This window comes from Novosphingobium sp. SG751A (assembly GCF_013149295.1).
Lineage (GTDB): Bacteria > Pseudomonadota > Alphaproteobacteria > Sphingomonadales > Sphingomonadaceae > Novosphingobium.
In genome coordinates this window covers 124531-142824 of sequence record NZ_JABGCB010000015.1, presented here as the reverse complement: position 1 = coordinate 142824, position 18294 = coordinate 124531, and the positions used below count along the sequence as shown (strand labels likewise).

Here is an 18294-nt window from a genome sequence, read left to right as displayed (position 1 = left end):
CCGGTATATTTTAGCACTTGGCTAAAAGGTGCCTCCGAGCTCGAAGCTAAAATCCATCGAGCCCATACCAAGAAGGGGTGAACCGGACGCTTACGACCGCGTCCAGTCTTCATACTGCGGCACCGCACGGCTGTGTTTATGCGATCCACTCCCCTCCCAATCGCCGCGTTTTTGCCCGCACTGTCGGCAAGCGAGAAATTTAAAATTATTATAAAGGCGTTAGATCATCACATAATCTGATGGGAAGAGCAATCTTTGATCAGATCAGATCAGACCAGAGCCAAATCAGATCTGTGCATGGGTTGTCACCCTAGCTTAGCATGGGCTGACGCGATTCTTGTCTTATCGGCTACTTCTTTGAGACTCTGGCGCAACCAAGTAATCCCCTCGTCGTCGACGCGGCTATGGTGGAACTGCAAGACCTCGCGCATTCTGGGAAATTTGAATGGTAATGGTACCCAGATGGTCGGGTATAATTCGCAAATTCGCTCTGCAAGGCGTCGCTGTACAATAGCGAGACAATTCGTCGCGAGTACCGCTGGGGCCACGGCCATGAAAGTATCCACGACCACCCCAATGCGCCGAACTTTATGAAGGTGTTCCAAATTCCGGTCGGCAAACGACGGCCTCCTCCATGGCCCAATCATGCACGAAACATGCTGTGCCTCCAACAGAACTTCTTCGGTAATGGGGTGAGCAAACCGCGGATCGTCGCACCTGCCCAACACCACATGGGTCTCCTCAAAGAGAGGTTGCAGTGGATGCCGTTCCGATGCGTACTCTTCGGGAAGAACCATGAGGTCGGCTTCGGCGAGTTCGAATTTTCGCAGCAGCATCTCGTCGATGCTGGAAAGCTCGAAGCGAACATTGGGTGCCGAAGCTCGTATCGAACGAATCCATTCAAAAACAAGCGTATGCTGGAGGTAATCTGAGGCGCCAATTATAAAGGCTCGCTCAGAAGTCGCCGGATCAAAAAGCGACGTGTCCGAAACCAGGCTATCCGCCACCAACAGAAATTCGCGAACCCGCGGCCAAATGCTTTGCGCGAATGCGGTAGGATACATCCGCCGATTGTGAACGGTTAGCAGGTCGTCGCCAAAAAACTCGCGCAGACGTGCCAGGATCGCGCTCATTGCCGGCTGAGTCACCGCCAGCTTCCGGGCAGCGGAAGAGACGCTGCGGTCGGTCAGCAGCACGTCCAGCGCTTGCAGCAAGTTAAGGTCCAGCCCCTTGAAACGCATGCCCTTAATCCCCAACCACCCTATCGCATCGTCGATGCTGTATCACAAATTTTCATTGCATCGTATAATTTAAATACATTACCGTTATGCTATAATTCGAACTATGCGGACTCCACAAGCCACCGTGACGACCTTGGGCCACAGCCTATCGTCCCGTCGAAGGGCCAAACAAGGGGAGTTCGATGCCGATCAAACTGGCAATCATACCGCAGAACCGCAGCGGCATGTCGCATGCACAATTGCGTGAATACCTTGAACGTCATCATGGACCGCTGTGCCTTGCACACCCGGACGTTTCAGGCCCATTCCAGCGTTACATCCATCATTATGTCGACGAAACTTTTCCGTTTCCGGACGGCTATACCCCTCTGGAAAGAGGCGCGGTCACTCTGATCAGCTTCGCCGACATGGCTGGTTTGGTCGCCAGTAAGCAATCAACCGCCTATATCGAAGTTGTCGGCCCCGACGAAGACAACTTCCGAGATGAGGCGGGCTCGCAGGCGCTCATGGTCGACGAAAACGTCATTATCGATGGTATCGAGGCCGAGACGCATAAGGCATTCGTCCTGCGCGAAGTGGCTGGCGACCCCAAGGCGTTCGCCGCAGAACATGCGGCCCGGCTTCATGACGTCATCAAAACCGGAGCCATCCCCAAGCCCGACAGACTGGTGATCAACTCTGCGGCTTCGGACAAGGTTACGTGCGACTTCAACCAGTTTGACGAAATCAGCTTTGCCAACCGTGAGGATCTGCGCGCGTTTCTTGGTGCCATTGCTGCGGCCAACGACAGTTCGGGTGGCAAGCCGGTCGATAATCTCATCGTCTGCAACACCGTAATATTCAAATAAGAACAATAGGGAGGATTAAAATGAAGAAGTCCCTTTTCCTGGGAACCGGCTTAATTAGCGCGCTTGGCTCCTTTCCTGCGTTGGCGCAGGAAAACCCCGCAACGGCGCCAGGCCAGGGGTTAACTGATATCATCGTGACAGCTCAGCGGCGGCCCGAGCCGCTGCAACGTGCAGCCGTCGCCGTGTCTGTGGTCAGCAGTGAAGATATTGTCCGCGCCGGGGTAACCAAGGCGACAGATCTCGCAGCCCTCGTTCCGGCTCTGCAAGCGTCAAGCGCCGGCGGCACAACGGCGAGCTTTTATGTTCGTGGCGTTGGCGCCTTTGTCGCCAATTCTTACACGGACGGAGCTGTATCGTTCAACTATGACGGCGTGTATCTGGCCCGTCCCGCATCCACATCGGGCGTATTTTACGACCTCGGGCGGGTGGAAGTGCTCAAGGGCCCGCAGGGCACCCTTTATGGCCGCAACTCGACGGGCGGCGCCATCAACGTGCTGCCGCAACGCCCCGAACTGGGCAAAACGAGTGGCTTCGTCGACCTAAGCTATGGCAACTACGACGCGCTCAATGTGCAAGGTGCCATCAACGTGCCGCTTGGCCAGATAACCGCGCTTCGCATCGCCGCCATGGGCGTTGATCGCAAAGGCTATAATTCGGACGGGACCGACGATGACAAAGGCTGGGCAATTCGGCCCCAGTTGCTGTTCCAGCCCTCCGATGACTTCAGCCTGCGCATCGCCGCGGACTATTATCAGCAGCGCGGTAAAGGCGGCGGCGGAACCTTCACCCACGCCGTTGCCTTCAATCCTGCCAATAACAGCTATACAGCCATTCCATCAGGACTGGACAGCTCGGTCGGCACGTTTGACAGGCGCTCGGCGGCTTTTCTGGGCACGGCATTTTCCGGCGTCTCGGGCCGGACGCTTGGCCCGCTGCTATCCTCGCCACGCGTCAACAATGAAAACTGGGGCATCAATGCCGAATTGACCTGGAAGACCGGGATTGGCACCCTGACGGTCATCCCGTCCTATCGCCAATTCAAACAGGAAGCCACGACAGGTGGCGGTGGCTTCACCAATTATACGCGCGATTCGGACAAACAATTCAGCCTCGAAACGCGCCTGTCGGGCGACCCCAGCGCGCGGCTGTCCTGGCTGGTGGGCGGGTTCTATTTCAAGGACACCGTCGACGCACCCGACTTCCGGGTTACCATGCAGGTGCTCGACTCCTTCCAGAAGTATAAGCTCGAAACCGAATCGCTGGCCGCATTTGGCCGCCTCGGCTTCAAGGTTACCGACCGCTTCCGACTGGTTGCGTCCGGCCGATACACCAACGATCATCGCTCCTTCGCGGGGACGGCGAACGTCTTGCTCGATGTTTGCGCTTCGCCCACCCATGTCTGCGCAAACGCGCCCTTGCTGCCTTTTGCCTCATCGGTGGCAGACACGGTTGCGCAACTGGGGCTGATCCAGGTCGCGCCGCCGACGGCCAATTCCCCGGCGGTTTACATCCAACCCAGTGCAGCTGCTGCGAACACCATCTTTCTGCAAGGCACGACTACGCTTGACCAGTCTCGCACCGATGGCAGGTTCACCTACCATCTTGGCGCTGAGTATGATCTTGCGCCCAGCTCCTTGCTCTATCTCTCGTATGATACTGGGTTCCGTTCGGGCGGCTTTGCCTTTTCCGGCTTCCGCCCCACGTTCGGCCCTGAAAACATTCGGGCATGGACATTGGGTTCGAAGAACCGCTTCTTCAACAACCGCGTCCAGCTCAATGTCGAGGCCTTCCTGTGGAAATACACAGACCAGCAGGTTTCACACCTCGGCCCCGACCCGCAACTGGGCTCAACCTTCTACACCGAGAACATCGGTCGTTCGACCAACAAGGGCATCGAGGTTGAATTGCAGGTCAAGCCCGCGCAGGGAACACGCCTGTTTGCCGATGTGCAATATCTCGAAACCAAGCTCGACTCGTTCAAATATACATCTCCGGCCGTCACCAACGGCACCGCGAACCCACCGCCCTATGTGGCATGCGGCGTTACGTCCCCGGCAGCCTTTACCGCAGGCTCCAATTACACCATTGATTGCTCTGGCCAATCGGCGTTTCAGGCGCCGCAATGGACAATCAACTTTGGCGGCGAGCAAAACGTCAAAATCGGCGATTATGAGCTGATCGCGAGGGCCTCCACACATTATCAGAGCAAGAGCTTCATCGGCTTCGAGTACCTGCCCTCGCAGACCCAGAGTGCCTATTGGACAACGAATGCCGGGCTGACCTTCCAGCCAACTGGCGGAGCATGGAGCATCTCGGCTTTCGCCAACAACATCGAGAACAAGCGGCGCGGGGTGCTTAGCTACTACAATTCGCCGACCTCAACCGTCACCGGTATCAATTCGGCTCCGCGTACCTATGGTGTTCGTTTGAGCTACAAGTTCTGATCTTTTCTATCGTCAAGCGGCGATCATGGCTTCCTTTCCCGAGCTTATGGTCCCGCTTGACGAAATTGGGGTGGGCTCATGAACGACGATCGCCATGTGTCCATCTGAGGTGGTCTCGTCTTTCTGGACAGATTTGCGGCGAAGTTAAGCTCAGGCCGATGTTATCATGCCGCGAGTGTAAATGCTTCATCACCGCTGAAGGCCAGCCTTTACCTGACCGATTGCGCAAGGAATTTGAGCGCGAATACGACCGCCTTGCCGTGTGGAAGATCAAATCCGTTCTGTAGAGAAAGAACGGGATCTTGCCGACGCACAGGCCCCCCGAGTGGAAGCCAATCGCCAGATGCTCCGCTTGATACCAGGCATTGGCGGTACAACTGCCGCAGTTATGGCTCGCGAGGTTTTGGCCAGGACGTTCAAAAGCCGATCACATCTGGGATCTTACCTTGGGATGACCCCCAGCGCGTTTGACAGCGGATCAACATCTCGATGTCAGGGCATTTCCAAAGCCGGGAACAGTTGGGCGCGGCGCATTTTCATCGAGATTGCATGGATATGGCAAAGCCGACATCCGGACAGTCCACTCACACAATGGTACAAGGCGCGCACGAAAGTGCAGTCGCCAAGGATCCGTCGTATCATGCTGGTAGCTATGGCCCGTAAGTTGGCAATTGCCTTATGGCGATACGTTGAAGCCGGTGTGGTACCAGACGGCGTCGAATTGGACACGAGAGCTTTGGAGTTTCGGGCCCTGGCCGGGGCCTGAATGCGGGGGAGACGGGACCCGAGAGCGCGATTGGTGCCATGCACCGGCAAAAAGTATGAGACCGTTCCCTTGATCGTCTGTGCTGTGCATACAGGATTGTGGCAAGCCGTCATGGAACTGCCGGATATAAGTTGATGCGCCCGGCGCGCGACTGCACACCGATGATCGCCCCGCTGATTTCCATCACACGGGCAAAGCGGCCCCGTCGAGACCGCTGTTATTCGGCTACGTCCTCATTGACAAAACAGCCCACATATAAATCTCGCTCCACCAGCAACTGACCGATCTTGGCATGCAATTTCTCGATCTCGGCGTCGCCGGCAGCCATGGCCAGCCTGGTCGCCACCGTCAAACAGGCTGGCCATGCCTTCTATCGCCTGCCGTTTCCACGTGCCGATCATGGTATGGTGTAGCCATGCTTGGCCGCCAGTTCCGCCAGCGTCAGATCGCCGCGGATCGCCTCCATCGCTACCTTGGCCTTGAACTCCGCACTGTAGCGCTTTCTCGTCGTCTTTATTCCAATCCATTCCTCAGGTCAGGCTGAGCTTATCACCCTGGCCAGAAAAGCGGCACCACCTCACCCTTAGGGTGGCCGTGGCTTGGGCCGCTACATTCCGGTGCATTAGATCGCACAAGCCATTGTCAAGTCGCGGTTCCCTTTGGCATGACGCAGCTGAAGCTCGCGGCCTGATTGTGGTCGCCTTTAATGTAGCGCGGGGTCCTCGGGTACTCGCAAAGAGGCCGCTCCAAAACTGCGGTCCTGCGGGACTGGAATAGCGGATCTCCGACCATACCCGGGCGCGGAGTAGCCCCTGCCGGAGGGCGCTTCCAGGCCACCAAGGGATTGGCAGCAGTCCCAGGCGCGATACCCTTTTCCACCCAGAGCGTCATGGCGCCGATCAGATCGGAAGCATCCGCACCGTCTCCGCCGCGGCAATGAGCCATCGATGGAACCATGTAGAGTCGGGCATTCCCAGCCGCTTTTCGATAACTTCTGTTCAAGGCCTTGAACGCGTTCACGCTGGTATAGGGTGGAACTTCTGCGTCATCCCAGCCATGAAAGATCATCAACTTGCCGCCGCGATCGAGGTAATGCGCAATCTTAGGCAAGCTGCCGCTCATATGCAGCATCCCTTCGAAAAAGCGCTTGAAATTGGGATACTCCCTAGCCAGATCCACGTCGCCCGGTCGAGAACCGGCGCCGCCCTGAGAAATCATCGAGAGATGTGAGCGGGCAAGCCCGTCATTGAGAAAAGAGGGGTCGACGAGTCCGAAGCGGGCGCCGGTAATCTTGCCATTGAGGACAAGATCCGTCCTATAGAGCTTCAAGGCCTCGATCTGTGCATCGCCCAGACAGGCGCCAGCTTCTCCGGGCTTGCACTGCAAGCGCCTCATATCGATGCGACATGACTCGGGATCTGCGATGATGCCATCCTTCAGCCCATCGGACGGATCACACAGGCGCAGTTGCTCCTGTACCACCGCCGCGCCCTGTGCCGCCGAGAAGACCTTGCCGATTTGAGCTGTCTGCACCCATTTTGTTACCGCGCCAGCAAGGTCAGCTCCCCCAACATCGTCAGCCGCTTCACCCCATATGCCATCACCGCCGATGATGCCATCATAGAAATCGCCATTATCGGCTGCCACCGTGGAGGCATTTCGCCCGCCATTTGAACATCCTGCGAAATAGCGATATCTGGGGTCTTCGCCGTAAATAGCCTTCACGACCTCGGAGCCGACCATATCAGTGTCATAAATCTTGCCGTTGGCATAGCTCAGCAGCAGCCCGCGGTCTCCTGCGAAGCTGGCGTCCGGAAAATCCTCCCTCCGATGACCACCATTCGAGGCAATCACCGCATAGCCGGAATCGGCGAGATTGCGCCCGCTCGATACCATCGGGCTGCTCGGCACATCGAGCTTGGGCAGAAAGCCGTCCATCCCCCCACCGCCGAGATGGAGATAGCGTCCGGCCCAATGATCGGGCAGCCGCACCACAATGTCGGTTGAAGGAGCTACAGTCGCCGCTACGTCGCAATAGCCGCCCGCTTCCCCTTTTGCTGGCACGTATCGGGTCGATGTGAGCGTACCGTGTCGAAGCTTCAGCGACGACAATGTTTCGCAACGCTGTCTGAACTGATCGGAGGTTGGTGCATCGACTGAGGATTGCGCCCCGCTCCACGCGATAGCGCCAAGGCTGACCGCCATACCCAGTTTGATGATCTTGAATAAACTCATGACGTCAGTCCTTTCTGCAGACAAAACTGTGATGGGACATCACGGCGCCCCCCTTGTAGATGGCCACGAGTGGATAGGCACAGAGCGGGCGTGACATGACGGACTGTTCGAGCCGGTTGCGCACTACATCGCCCGAAGCGACGCCCTCCTGCCGCTTCCATGCCAGCATCGGATTATTCGGCGAGCCGGGCGCTATGACCTCTTCGACCCAGCGCGCCATGACAGGCAGCAGTTCGGCGGAATCCGCGCCATTACCCCCGCGGCAGTGTTTCATGCCTGGAACCATGTAGAGGCGGGCATTGTCACGCCCCTTCACGGTGGCAACCTGACGCAGTTTCCGGTAGAAATCCACGCTGCCCTGTGGTGGAACACCGGTGTCTTCCCAGCCGTGGAAGAGCATCAGCTTGCCGCCCCGGTCGATATAGCGCGCCACCGCGTCCAGACCGCCGGTCATGTGATAGACCCCGTCAAGGCCTGCCGCTATGTCAGCATAGCTCTCCGCGACAGGGAAGCGATCCAACTCGACAGGACTGGCTAGATGAAAGGCGATCGCCACATTGGCTGCGGCAACCTCGGGCCCGCCGGTTTCGCCCGGATTATCAATGCCCCATGGCGCGCCGACCACCTTGCCGTTCAGCCTGTAGGGCTGCCGTCTGCGCGCGATCACCGCAAGATCCTGAGGCGAAAGACACAGAGCGGAGCCGCCGCTCGGCTTGCAGGAAAGGACCGACAGATCCAGCTGGCGGGCACAGCGCGCCGGATCGGCAATGATCCCGTCCTTCAGCCCATCAAGGCCATCGCATTGACGCAATTGCTCGGCGTAGATCAGATTGCCTATGGCAGGGGAGATGGTCATGCCCTGCTGGAATGTATCGATCCATTTGACGGTGTAGCCCGTCAGATCGCCCCCGCCCGCCTCATCTCCTGCCAGCCCCAACGGACCGTCCCCGCCGATGACCCCGTCATATTGGCCGGAGAAATAAGCCGCCGCCACCGAAGCATTCTTCCCTCCGTTGGAACAGCCCGCGAAATAGCGGTAGGACGCCGCCGAGCCATAGTAAGCTTCGATCAACTGCTGGCTGACCTGATCGGTGTCAAAAATCTTGGCCGTGGCATAGCTGAGCGAGAGGCCGCGATCCGAGGAAAAGCTGCCCTGCGCGAAATGTTCGCGCCGATGCCCGCCGTTGGAGACTGCCACAGCATAGCCCTCCTCCGCCAGATTATGCCCGCTGGCAATGATCCCGCTGCTGGGTGTGGAGACCGAGGGGATGAAGCCATCAAAGCCGCCGCCGCCGAACTGGACATAGCGGCCCCGCCAGCGGTCGGGCAGCCGCACGATCACGTCATGCTCGGGCGCGACAGTGGCATATACTTCGCAGAACCCAGCTTGCCCCGCCGAGGCGGCGCGGTGCGAAACCTGCGTGACGCGGCCATCGCGCAGAGTCAGGACGGCAAGCGCCGAGCATTTATCCGCTGGATTGATCACCTCCTGCGCCGCTGACCCTCCTTTGGCCCAGCAAGGACTGGCGGCCCCCAGAAGAGAGCCGCCAGAGATTGCGACGAAAACGGTGCGCCAGCGCATTAAAAATTCAATCGCAAATCGATATAGAACCGCCGACCTAGCGGATCGTAGGTACCCGAGTCAGTGGAGCCGGACACCCCGGCCAGTGCTTCGGGACTTCTGTCGGTGATGTTGTCGATGCCCGCGCTGATCTTGAACTTTTTATTGACAGTAACGCTGCCGAAGACATCGAAGATGCTATAGGCGGAAACTCCAGGCTGCACATTCTGCGGCGTCGTGACCGCAGTCACATCCTTCATGCCCGACAGATATCGCCAGCGCGCACCGATGCCGAATTGTTCGAGGTCATAAGAGAAGGTGCTGGTGGCACGCCATCTGGCAAGATTGCCAATGCCGCTTCGTATCGTTCCCGCATAATTGAGCCCCGGTCCGGTGGGCAGGTCTCTGATGATGAATCTGTCGAGATAGGAAATGACAGAACCAATCCGAATTTTACCTGCACTCGCAATCCCTGCATCGGCAAGGTTGAGAGCCCAATTAACCTGCCCATCGACGCCACTCACCTGATAGCCACCCAGGTTGAGGTAGGTCTGGCTAACTTCCGCGACACTTCCATCCGCATAACGAGGCACAAGACGACAATAGACATTGTCAGATGAATAGGTCGGATTGCTGTTGTTAGCATTGAAGCAGTTATAGAGCGTGGTGTTCGCACCGATGACACCGATGGCATCCTTCAACTTGATATTATAGTAATCAATCGAGAGCTGGAGGTTTTTAAGTCCCACACTGTGGAACGGCGACTGCCAAGTAATTCCTGCCGTATAGGTATCGGCACTTTCAGGTTTGAGAGCCTTATTGCCTTGGGCAACAGCGGTAATCTGGTTGTACTCAAGAATATAGCTATCGACCGAGCTGGCCGGCACGCCTTGCGCAAGACACAAGGCGCGAACCTGCGAGGCATTCGTTCCCCGGCGATAGGATGACCGCACGTCGCAAGGGTCACCACCACCGCTGGTGGGGCTGCCAAGGTTCGTGCCCACAGAGCCAGCCTGGCGCCCGAGGAACAACTCGCCGACATTGGGCGCGCGAACCGCGCGCTGATACCCCGCCCGTAGCGCGAACCCGCCTGCGACAGCCCAATTCACATCACCCTTATAAGTCCAGATCGTGCCGCTGGTATCGTAATGCGAGTAGCGGCCGGCCAGATCCAGTTCGAGCGATTTGACCCCCGGCATGTCCGCAAATACCGGGACCAGTAGTTCCCCATAGATTTCCTTGACCGCAGTGCTTCCCCTGGTCGGGGCCATCGACAAGGAAGCCACCACCAGCGGCGGATTGTCCAGAAGCGCCGGATCGGGATCGATCGCGTAACTATTGCGCCGATAGCTTGCACCGGCGGCGAAACGCATATTGCCGGCGGGCAGCTTAAAGAGACCGCCCTGAATGGTGCCCTCCACAACGTCTTGGGTAAGGCTGGTACGACTGATAAGAGAGCGGCGGATATAATCCTTGCACGACTGGGAAACGCTTGCCGAACCAAAAATGTTAAATCCACCGCTGCAGATCGAAGCACCGCCATCGGGCGCCCTCAGCAAAATCTCGAGCGCCGGCAGGCTGAAGGCGCCATTGTACATGTTCGCCGTCATCGACGTATGGCCATGCGAACCGTAGACATCCCAGGTCAGCGCACCGCCATTGATCTTGCCGCGCAGACCTGCGATCACCTGATAGGTATAGGTGTCATTCTTCGCTGTCCTCTGCCCCAAAATATCGGTAAAGCGCTTTGTGATACCGAAATCGGCTGTCGGCCTTGGGCGCGAGGCAAGCACTGCCGCCAGGTCCTTAGGAATGAAGGGATTGGTCACCGGCAGGATCGGGTTTGTCGGCGATATGGACAAGGCACCCGAACCGTTCACGGTCGTCGTGTAATAGGTGAACTGTCCTTGCGCATAAGCCGTTATGTCTCCGCCAACATCGAATTCGGCCCGGCCAAAGGCGGCAAAGCGTTCCATTGGCGACTGAAGGATCTGCTCGGCATCCGGATTGTAATAAAGCGATCCCGCAGCATTGGTCGAGTAGCCGGAATCAACCCCCGGCCCTCGGTAATTGACGACCCCGCCGCTCGCCTTGAACAGTGTGCCATCCGGGTTAAAACCATAGGATGCGGAACCCGGAAACGATCCTGAATAGCCATATCGTGCAAAGACACCTGAGAGCGCGGCAGCAGAGGGTAAATTGCTCGAATCCGTGATCAGCGTGCCCAAAGGTGTGACGTTGGAAGAGGCCCCCCCGCCGCCATTGAAGCCGGACCGGAAGAACGGACGATCGCGGCGATAGATACCATCACGCTTGTAATATTCGACCGCGCCGATGAACTTGCCCCTGCCTTCAGCGAAATTGAAGCCGCCGCCCAGAGAGACATCGGTATTGCGCCCATCTCCCCGTGAGGTGACACCCGACCGAAGCGACCCAACAAAACCCTTCAGATCGCGCCTTAACTGAAAATTCACGACGCCTGAAATGGCGTCGGACCCGTAAACAGCGGATGCGCCTCCCGTAATCACCTCGATGTTGCCGATGAGCACTGATGGAATGGTGTTGACGTCAATCTCGACGGCGGCAGTAGCCGGTTGCAGCCGCTTGCCATCGAGCAGGACCAGATTGCGCGATGCCCCCAATCCGCGCAGGTTAAGAGTAGCGATGCCCGGGGAATTGAAGGAGGCCGAGAATGCTGTCTGGCCGGCATTGAACTGGGGCATTTTGTTAAGTGATGCTTCGAGCTCGGCGTTCGCATTTTTCGACAGGGCTTCCGCCGAAACCGTGACGATTGGGCTTGTGGCCGTGTAATCCCGCCGTGAAATTCTTGACCCGGTTACGACGATTGCATCGCTGCCCTGAGATACTTCTCGGGATTGAATACCGATGTTTGAGCCGCCTTCCGATTGGGCAGAAGCATTCGACACGAATATTGTTGATGAAACAAGGATAGTACCAACCGATGTCTTTATATAATTTTTATACCAATACAAATTCGCGAAGTTTGATTGCTTTTCCTTACGCATTACGCCTCCCCCTTCATGACACCTGCCTAACTCGCCATATAGTTTTGCATCAAACTATTGAGTCACCTAGTGCGTTGTTTGACGTATATGGAACTTGCCATCGGGCCCTTCCCTGCCCTGCAATGGTTCAAAGGTCTGATCGCCCTGAACCAGCCTACTTTTCCACCAGATCGGGAATTCCTAAACGGATTGCGTCTGAAGACTTGCCGCATGGTCTTTTCGCTCATTGGGGCATGCTCTATCGCGAGACGGGCCACGAGCACTTCGCTGGCTCGCTGGTTGAAGTCGATCCTTGAGGAAGGCGGGCGGACGCAGGGAGGTGTACGGCGCCATGTCTTTGCCGATGGCGGCTATGCGGACGACAAACTCCGCAAACGCCTCGCGAGGCAACCGCGACTGGAGCCTCGAAATCATCAAGCGATCCGAAAAGACCCGAGGTTTCGAAGTGCTCCCAAGGCGATGGGTCATGGAACGCACATTCGCATGGCTCGGTCGATGCCGTCAGCTCGCCAAGGACTGGGAACAATCCATCTAAAGCTCAGCGGCTTGGGCCACCATAGCCTCAATCCGTATGCTAACCCTACGAATTTCAACAGGTTAAAGTGCTTCAACGAACTTTCAAGTCAGACACTAAGGGAACGGTGATCTCACCGTGTCTGCGGTGGTACTTGGCCTACGGATTGAGCCTGCGGAACCTAGAGGAGATGATGGCCGAGCGTGTGCTGTCAGTCGATCATTCGACGGTCCATCGCTGGGTTCTGCGCTATAGACCGCTGCTGTTGGAGGTATTCCGTCAACGTAAGCGGCCCGTTTTGTCGAAGTGGCATGTTGATGAGACTTACATCAAGACGAAGGGCCAAGACGTCTATCTCTACCGAGTGATCGACAAGGGCGGGGGTAACGGTGGATTTCATGTATTTACGGACCCGAAATCGCAAGAATACCAAACGGTTCTTTCGCCAGGCGATGAAGCAACACCGCCTGCCGGTGCAGGTCCCATCGACGGCAGCTAGGCCAACCTGAATGGCGCCCCACAAGGCGCATTGTGAGGTCCGGATGAAGACCAGCTCCGCCATTGAGCCAGTGATCCTGCGCCAGAACAAATACAAGAACAACATCATCGAACAGGAGCACCGCCACGTGAAGCGCCGGATCCGGCCCACGCAGGGATTTAAGGCGTTTTTCGAATGTTTCGAACTTTTCAAAGGGCGAAGAATGCATTCGCGAAATCAGAGGTATACAATCAAATCCCGTCCGCCGGTTAGGCACTCACGCCCGGCCTGAGCCGCACTTTGGCGACCGCTCTCGGCTCGCGACGATCAGAACAGGTTGACGCAATCCGCGCCGGGGCCGCCGCACAAAGGCAGGTGGCGCAAAAATTCTCGCGCCGCTTCGCTCAACAGACCACGATTGCGACAATATACCCAGAAATGGCGTCGCAATTCCAGCGCGGGCACTTCAAGCCGCCTGACCACGCCCTCATCGACACGAGCCTTCATCAGCGGCACGGGCAGCCAGCTCAGCAAGCGGCTGGCCGCACACATGGTCGCCATGGTCTCCACCGAGTTGGTTTCCATGCCGACCGACACCGCATAGCCCAAGGGGCGGGCAAGCACCTCGAAACGTACACGCGGACTGAACGCGGGGCCGGGCATCACCCATTGGCAGGCAAAGAGTTCATCCAGCGATGGTTTGGCTGAAATCGGATGATTCTGCGCGCAGAACACCGCGAAGCTGTCGCTGTAATCACAGCATCCGACACAGCGGACCGCCTCGTCGCCCACTTCTCCGGCAGTCAGCACAATATCGAGTTCTCGCTGTTCCAACGCCTGCAAGAGGACGCTGTTGACATCCTCGCGCGCTTCAATCCGCAGGCCCGGACAAAGCTCCAGCATCTGGGCAGACGCGCGCACCACCAGCCCCCGCATCACCGCCGCGACCGCCCCCACCCGCACAACGCCGCGACGCAGCCCCCGCAAGGCCGCCAGTTCATCACGCAGGTTTTCCATGTCGGCCAGCATGTGCCGCGCATGGCGAAATAGCACGTCGCCCGCATCGGTGAGCACCATGCCGCGAGTTGTGCGGTCGAACAGAGGTTGGCCCGATTGCGCTTCCATGCGCTGCACAAGGCGGCTGAGCGAAGGTTGCGCGAGGTGGACATGCGCCGCTGCCCGCCCAAGACTGCCCGTTTCGGCAACCGCGACAAAGCACTGCATTTCGCGTTCGGAGAAAGTCATGCATATGGTGTATGACTTCTGGTAAAATATGCAATTGCGCTGATGCTCTGTCATGCCATCCATGCGGCCAGCAAAATGCCAATGACGCCCGATCAACCGGGCAGTATGGTGCATTGGGGAGAGAAACATGGCACTCACCGACTATATCGATGACCGCCCGGCCGACGGTGTGTTTCGCGTAAACCCGGCGATCTTCACCGATCAATCTGTCTTCGATGCCGAGATCAAGGCGATTTTCGAAGGCGGTTGGGTTTTTCTGGGCCTCTCGTCACAGGCCGAACAGCCGCATGATTATTTCACCACCCAGATCGGTCGCTTTCCGGTGTTGGTCCAGCGCGATGGGCAAGGAGAACTTGGCGCTTTCATCAATGCGTGCCCGCACAAGGGCGCGCGATTGGCCCAGCTTCGCCAAGGTCACGCGCCGCTACATGTTTGCCCCTATCACAGCTGGAGCTTTGATAGTGCGGGCCGAAACAAGGCCATCAAGAGCAAGCGGGCCGGTTGCTATTCAGCCGCTTTCGATCAGGATGACCACGGTCTGGCTCGCCTGCCGCACTTTGGGCAATACCGCGACTTTCTGTTTGGCAGCCTGACTGCGGATGTGCCCCCGCTGGCCGAATATCTGGGCGGGGCGGTCCAATTGCTCGATCTGGTGGCCGATCAGGGTGAAGCGGGGACGGAACTGGTGCCCGGACAAGTCACCTTCACCTATGCCGCCAACTGGAAACTGCAGCTGGAAAACTGTTCCGATGCCTATCATTTCACCTCCACCCACCCATCCTATATCCGCGTGCTGGAGCGGCGCCAGCAGACCTTCAGCCAAGACGTGGTCGCCTCGGTCTGGGAAAACAGCGATTATTGGAAGGATGATGCCACCGGCATCGGCGGGGGCAGCTTCAGCTTCGCCAACGGGCACGTGTTGAATTGGGGCGTATTCGGGGTGACGCCAGCCTCGCCGCTGTTTGAACAGGCCGGTCCGCTGGCCGAGCGCCATGGCGAGGCAAAGCGCGACTGGATGTTCAACATGCGCAACCTCACCATCTTTCCCAATCTGCAAATCGCGGAAAACGCATCGAGCCAATTGCGCATAATCCGCCCCCTGGCCCCCAACCTGACCGAAATGAGAACATGGTGTCTGGCCCCCAAGGGTGAAAGCGCCGCCGCTCGCCGCCAGCGCATCCGGCAATATGAAGATTTCTTCAACCCGACAGGCATGGCAACGCCAGATGACACTGTGTCCTACGAAAACTGTCAAATGGGCTACGGTGGAGGCATGTCGAGATGGCTCCAAGGCTATGCGCGCGGCATGACCGCCAGCATCGCGGGGGGCAATCGGTTTGGCGATCTCATCGGCCTAGGGCCAGAGCGCAGCGTGCTGGCCGATCCCCAACTTTGTGACGAGACGCTTTATCACAGCTATTACCGCGCATGGGCAAACCGCATCGCGCAGGAGTTGCAGGCATGACCACGACCATCACGCTCGACGCGGCACAAGACCTGCTCCACCGCGAGGCCCATCTGCTCGATACGTGGCAGTTTGACGCTTGGCTCGATCTCTATCTGCCGGATGCCGAATTCTGGATGCCCGCCTGGCGCGACGAAGTCTCGACCACGCAAGACCCGGACCGTGAACTCTCCCTGATCTACTACAGGGGACGGCGTAATCTGGAAGACCGGGTGATGCGCCTGACCTCAGGCCATTCCACCGCCTCTTGGCCACCTGCACGGGTTCTGCACCTGATCAGCAATGTGCGCATAGCCCGCAGCGAGGGACAGATTGCCGATGTCTGTTCAGCCTTCGTGTGCCACCGTCATGACACGCGGATGAACCGCACCGATTACGTGTTTGGCCGGTATGAGCATCGGTTGAGCTTTGAGAATGGCAACATCCGCATCGCCCGAAAGAAGATCATCCTGTTGAACGATGTCATCGCGACATCATCGGACATCTATTCGGTTTGATCCATCTGCCAAAGTCGACCAAAGCGCGGGGGGCCGCCGTTCATAATTTCGCGGACAGTTCCTTCAGAATTGCCAGAACTATATCCCGATACTCCGGCCCCACGATGTCATCGATCCTGGCGTTGTGCGCATTGGCCTTGGCACCCAGCTCGGCCAGCAGCGCCTCGCCCGCAAGCGGTCAGTGCCAGACGGAAGTTGCGCCTGTTCATTTCGTCGCGTTCGCGCAGCACCAGATCGGCCTTGCCCAATTCGCGCAAGGATGCCGTCAGCGTCGATTTGTCGCGCCCGCTGGCCGCGCTCAGTTCGGTCTGGTTGATGCCGGGGTTGTCATGGATGATGCGCAACAGCGCATACCAGCCCGGCCAGATATGAATTTCGCCCAAGCTGCGCGAATAGGCGGCAAACGAGGCTTTCCTGTGCCCGGCGCAAATGATAGGCGATGACGTCATTGAACCCGCGCGTCCAGTTGGGCGCTTCGACCGAAGCGGACGCGCCGCTACGCCGCTTCTTAGCGGCCATGGACCGCCCCTTGCCCCCGGCCAGCGCCAAGCATGTGATCAACCTGATAACGGCGGCATAGGGGCATCAAGGGTTCCAGATCAGCGAAAAGCCCGGATCGGTTGCTCAGGCAACCAGTTGAAAGCAAAGGGCGAACAATCAGCGGCGGGGCACATGCCTTGTCAACAGGCTCAGGCAGAGCACCACCACCGCCATCCCAACGCCAATCGCTCCATGAAAACCGGGCAGGCCCAACCGGCCTATCACCATCGCGCCCAGCAGCGCGCTGGCCATGGCGCCCAGCCGCCCGATGCCGGTGGCCAGCCCCACGCCGCGCGCGCGCAAGGCGGCAGGATAGACGTTTGCCGCCAGTGCATAGAGGCTGGTTTGCACCCCATTCACACAGCCGCCTTCCAACGCAATCAGGGCAAAAAGGCCCGCCGGCGGCAGCGCTGTATGCGCCAGCATCGCCAGCAAGGCCGCCACGCCCACCGCCAACAGCGCCATCCCCCCCATCACTCGAAGCGAGCCATAGCGTCCCATCAGGGCGCCACAAACCAGCGCCGTGATAACGCCGCCCATATTGAAGGCCGCCAACCCCTGCGCGGCCTGAGCCACGTCGAGCCCGTTTTCGGCCAGCAGTGTGGGCAGCCAGTTGAACGCCGCATAAACCGAGATCAGTGAGAAGAAGAAAGCGGTCCACAGCAGAAGGCTGTCTGCCCGCCATCCGGGCGCCAAGACGGTGGAGAGCGGCATTGAGCGCTCCTCTCCCGTACCGGTGGAAGGCGGGAGCAAGCTGGCTCCATCATCCAGCCCCATACGGCGCAGGCTGCGCGCGATCTGAACCGAATCTGCTCCGCGCGCGATCAAAAAGGTCAGCGATTCCGGCAAGATCAGCGCCAAGACTACCGCCAGCGCCAGCGTGCAGCCCCCCGCCAGCACAAACAAGGCCTGCCAGCCCATCACGGGCAATACCGCCGCGGCCGCCATGCCGCCCACCACGCCGCCCAACGGCACGCAGACGATCGAGAGAATGACCGCAAGGCTGCGATAGCGCGTAGGCGTGAATTCCGCCGCCAAGGCCGCCACATTGGGGAAAGCCGCCCCCAGCCCAAGACCCGCAGCAAAGCGCAAGCCTGCCAGTTGCATCGGCGTATGGACAAACCCGATCAGCAAGGTGCCGACACCAAACAGCACGACGCTGGCGACCAGAGCCAGCTTGCGGCCGAACCTGTCGCCCACCATGCCGCCGCTGATCGCACCGATCAGCATACCGAACTGCGCGGCCGCCAGCGCCCCGCCCAGCGCCGCCTTGGCGACCCCCCAGTCCTTCATCAGCACAGGCAAGGCAAAGCCAAGCGATTGGTTATCAAACCCATCCAGCAGGATGGCCAGCGACACCAGCGCCAGCAGCAGCTTTTGCCGCAGGCCCCAAGAGCGCTCATCGATCAAAGTGGCAACAGCCGATGGTTCCTC

At 58.5% G+C, this 18294-nt stretch carries 14 protein-coding genes and 2 pseudogenes; 8 read left to right on the top strand and 8 right to left on the bottom strand.

Features of this window, described 5'->3' with window-relative positions; all coding sequences use genetic code 11:
• Window positions 1-305: 305 nt before the first annotated feature.
• Window positions 306-1241 carry a LysR family transcriptional regulator gene (locus tag FHW96_RS19570; RefSeq protein WP_172342261.1) on the bottom strand — a complete coding sequence of 312 codons (936 nt, stop codon included), beginning with the start codon at window positions 1239-1241 and terminating at the stop codon, window positions 306-308.
• Window positions 1242-1423: 182 nt separating this feature from the next.
• Between FHW96_RS19570 and FHW96_RS19565 the strand changes: the two genes are divergently transcribed.
• The 3 genes from FHW96_RS19565 to FHW96_RS26805 all read left to right on the top strand — a co-directional run bounded on the left by FHW96_RS19565 (window position 1424) and on the right by FHW96_RS26805 (window position 5299).
• Complete coding sequence (locus FHW96_RS19565; RefSeq protein WP_172342260.1) at window positions 1424-2089, top strand: EthD domain-containing protein; 666 nt, start codon at window positions 1424-1426, stop codon at window positions 2087-2089.
• A gap of 20 nt (window positions 2090-2109) precedes the next feature.
• The gene (locus FHW96_RS19560; RefSeq protein ID WP_172342259.1) at window positions 2110-4533 is read left to right on the top strand and encodes a TonB-dependent receptor; all 2424 of its coding nucleotides are present in this window, start codon (window positions 2110-2112) and stop codon (window positions 4531-4533) included.
• Window positions 4534-4876: 343 nt separating this feature from the next.
• Window positions 4877-5299, top strand: a complete 423-nt coding sequence (locus FHW96_RS26805) for a transposase (protein WP_371815761.1) — start codon at window positions 4877-4879, stop codon at window positions 5297-5299.
• 250 nt (window positions 5300-5549) lie between these two features.
• Here the strand turns inward: FHW96_RS26805 and FHW96_RS26005 are convergent.
• The 4 genes and pseudogenes from FHW96_RS26005 to FHW96_RS19540 form a co-directional block, all read right to left on the bottom strand.
• A pseudogene (locus tag FHW96_RS26005) lies at window positions 5550-5816 on the bottom strand (transposase); the annotation flags it as partial.
• Window positions 5817-5941: 125 nt separating this feature from the next.
• Window positions 5942-7534: a tannase/feruloyl esterase family alpha/beta hydrolase gene (locus FHW96_RS19550; protein ID WP_172342257.1), complete on the bottom strand. Its 1593-nt coding sequence runs from the start codon at window positions 7532-7534 to the stop codon at window positions 5942-5944.
• Between the two features lie 4 nt (window positions 7535-7538).
• A complete protein-coding gene (locus FHW96_RS19545; protein WP_172342256.1) occupies window positions 7539-9020 on the bottom strand; it encodes a tannase/feruloyl esterase family alpha/beta hydrolase in 1482 nt (493 codons plus the stop codon).
• Between the two features lie 95 nt (window positions 9021-9115).
• A complete protein-coding gene (locus tag FHW96_RS19540; protein ID WP_172342255.1) occupies window positions 9116-12121 on the bottom strand; it encodes a TonB-dependent receptor domain-containing protein in 3006 nt (1001 codons plus the stop codon).
• 327 nt (window positions 12122-12448) lie between these two features.
• Here FHW96_RS19540 and FHW96_RS19535 point away from each other — a divergent pair.
• Together FHW96_RS19535 and FHW96_RS19530 are read left to right on the top strand one after the other, a co-directional pair.
• Window positions 12449-12653: pseudogene (locus FHW96_RS19535) on the top strand (transposase); the annotation flags it as partial.
• A 172-nt stretch (window positions 12654-12825) separates the two neighbouring features.
• Window positions 12826-13134: a DDE-type integrase/transposase/recombinase gene (locus FHW96_RS19530; protein ID WP_172342254.1), complete on the top strand. Its 309-nt coding sequence runs from the start codon at window positions 12826-12828 to the stop codon at window positions 13132-13134.
• Window positions 13135-13440: 306 nt separating this feature from the next.
• Here the strand turns inward: FHW96_RS19530 and FHW96_RS19520 are convergent, their stop codons facing one another.
• Complete coding sequence (locus tag FHW96_RS19520) at window positions 13441-14358, bottom strand: LysR family transcriptional regulator (protein WP_172342252.1); 918 nt, start codon at window positions 14356-14358, stop codon at window positions 13441-13443.
• Window positions 14359-14485: 127 nt separating this feature from the next.
• Between FHW96_RS19520 and FHW96_RS19515 the strand changes: the two genes are divergently transcribed.
• Window positions 14486-15823 (top strand): SRPBCC family protein, encoded by a 1338-nt coding sequence (locus FHW96_RS19515; protein WP_172342251.1) that lies wholly within the window; start codon window positions 14486-14488, stop codon window positions 15821-15823.
• Complete coding sequence (locus FHW96_RS19510) at window positions 15820-16320, top strand: aromatic-ring-hydroxylating dioxygenase subunit beta (RefSeq protein ID WP_168604732.1); 501 nt, start codon at window positions 15820-15822, stop codon at window positions 16318-16320. Before FHW96_RS19515 ends, FHW96_RS19510 begins: the two co-directional genes overlap by 4 nt.
• 107 nt (window positions 16321-16427) lie before the next feature.
• Here the strand turns inward: FHW96_RS19510 and FHW96_RS19505 are convergent, their stop codons facing one another.
• Complete coding sequence (locus tag FHW96_RS19505) at window positions 16428-16703, bottom strand: MarR family transcriptional regulator (protein ID WP_172342250.1); 276 nt, start codon at window positions 16701-16703, stop codon at window positions 16428-16430.
• A gap of 56 nt (window positions 16704-16759) precedes the next feature.
• Here FHW96_RS19505 and FHW96_RS19500 point away from each other — a divergent pair, with 56 nt between their 5' ends.
• The gene (locus FHW96_RS19500; protein ID WP_168604734.1) at window positions 16760-16900 is read left to right on the top strand and encodes a hypothetical protein; all 141 of its coding nucleotides are present in this window, start codon (window positions 16760-16762) and stop codon (window positions 16898-16900) included.
• A gap of 77 nt (window positions 16901-16977) precedes the next feature.
• Here FHW96_RS19500 and FHW96_RS19495 read toward each other — a convergent pair whose 3' ends face one another.
• Entirely contained in the window at window positions 16978-18270 is a 1293-nt protein-coding gene (locus tag FHW96_RS19495; RefSeq protein WP_172249398.1) for an MFS transporter, read from the bottom strand.
• Between the last annotated feature and the right edge of the window lie 24 nt (window positions 18271-18294).

What these genes read in the sequence shown, in the direction of transcription:
- FHW96_RS19560 (WP_172342259.1), top strand. Translation starts at nt 2,110, where the DNA reads ATGAAGAAGTCCCTTTTCCTGGGAACCGGCTTAATTAGCGCGCTTGGC.
- FHW96_RS19565 (WP_172342260.1), top strand. Translation starts at nt 1,424, where the DNA reads ATGCCGATCAAACTGGCAATCATACCGCAGAACCGCAGCGGCATGTCG.
- FHW96_RS26805 (WP_371815761.1), top strand. Translation starts at nt 4,877, where the DNA reads ATGCTCCGCTTGATACCAGGCATTGGCGGTACAACTGCCGCAGTTATG.
- FHW96_RS19515 (WP_172342251.1), top strand. Translation starts at nt 14,486, where the DNA reads ATGGCACTCACCGACTATATCGATGACCGCCCGGCCGACGGTGTGTTT.
- FHW96_RS19510 (WP_168604732.1), top strand. Translation starts at nt 15,820, where the DNA reads ATGACCACGACCATCACGCTCGACGCGGCACAAGACCTGCTCCACCGC.
- FHW96_RS19570 (WP_172342261.1), bottom strand. Translation starts at nt 1,241, where the DNA reads ATGCGTTTCAAGGGGCTGGACCTTAACTTGCTGCAAGCGCTGGACGTG.
- FHW96_RS19520 (WP_172342252.1), bottom strand. Translation starts at nt 14,358, where the DNA reads ATGACTTTCTCCGAACGCGAAATGCAGTGCTTTGTCGCGGTTGCCGAA.
- FHW96_RS19530 (WP_172342254.1), top strand. Translation starts at nt 12,826, where the DNA reads ATGATGGCCGAGCGTGTGCTGTCAGTCGATCATTCGACGGTCCATCGC.
- FHW96_RS19550 (WP_172342257.1), bottom strand. Translation starts at nt 7,534, where the DNA reads ATGAGTTTATTCAAGATCATCAAACTGGGTATGGCGGTCAGCCTTGGC.
- FHW96_RS19500 (WP_168604734.1), top strand. Translation starts at nt 16,760, where the DNA reads ATGACGTCATTGAACCCGCGCGTCCAGTTGGGCGCTTCGACCGAAGCG.
- FHW96_RS19540 (WP_172342255.1), bottom strand. Translation starts at nt 12,121, where the DNA reads ATGCGTAAGGAAAAGCAATCAAACTTCGCGAATTTGTATTGGTATAAA.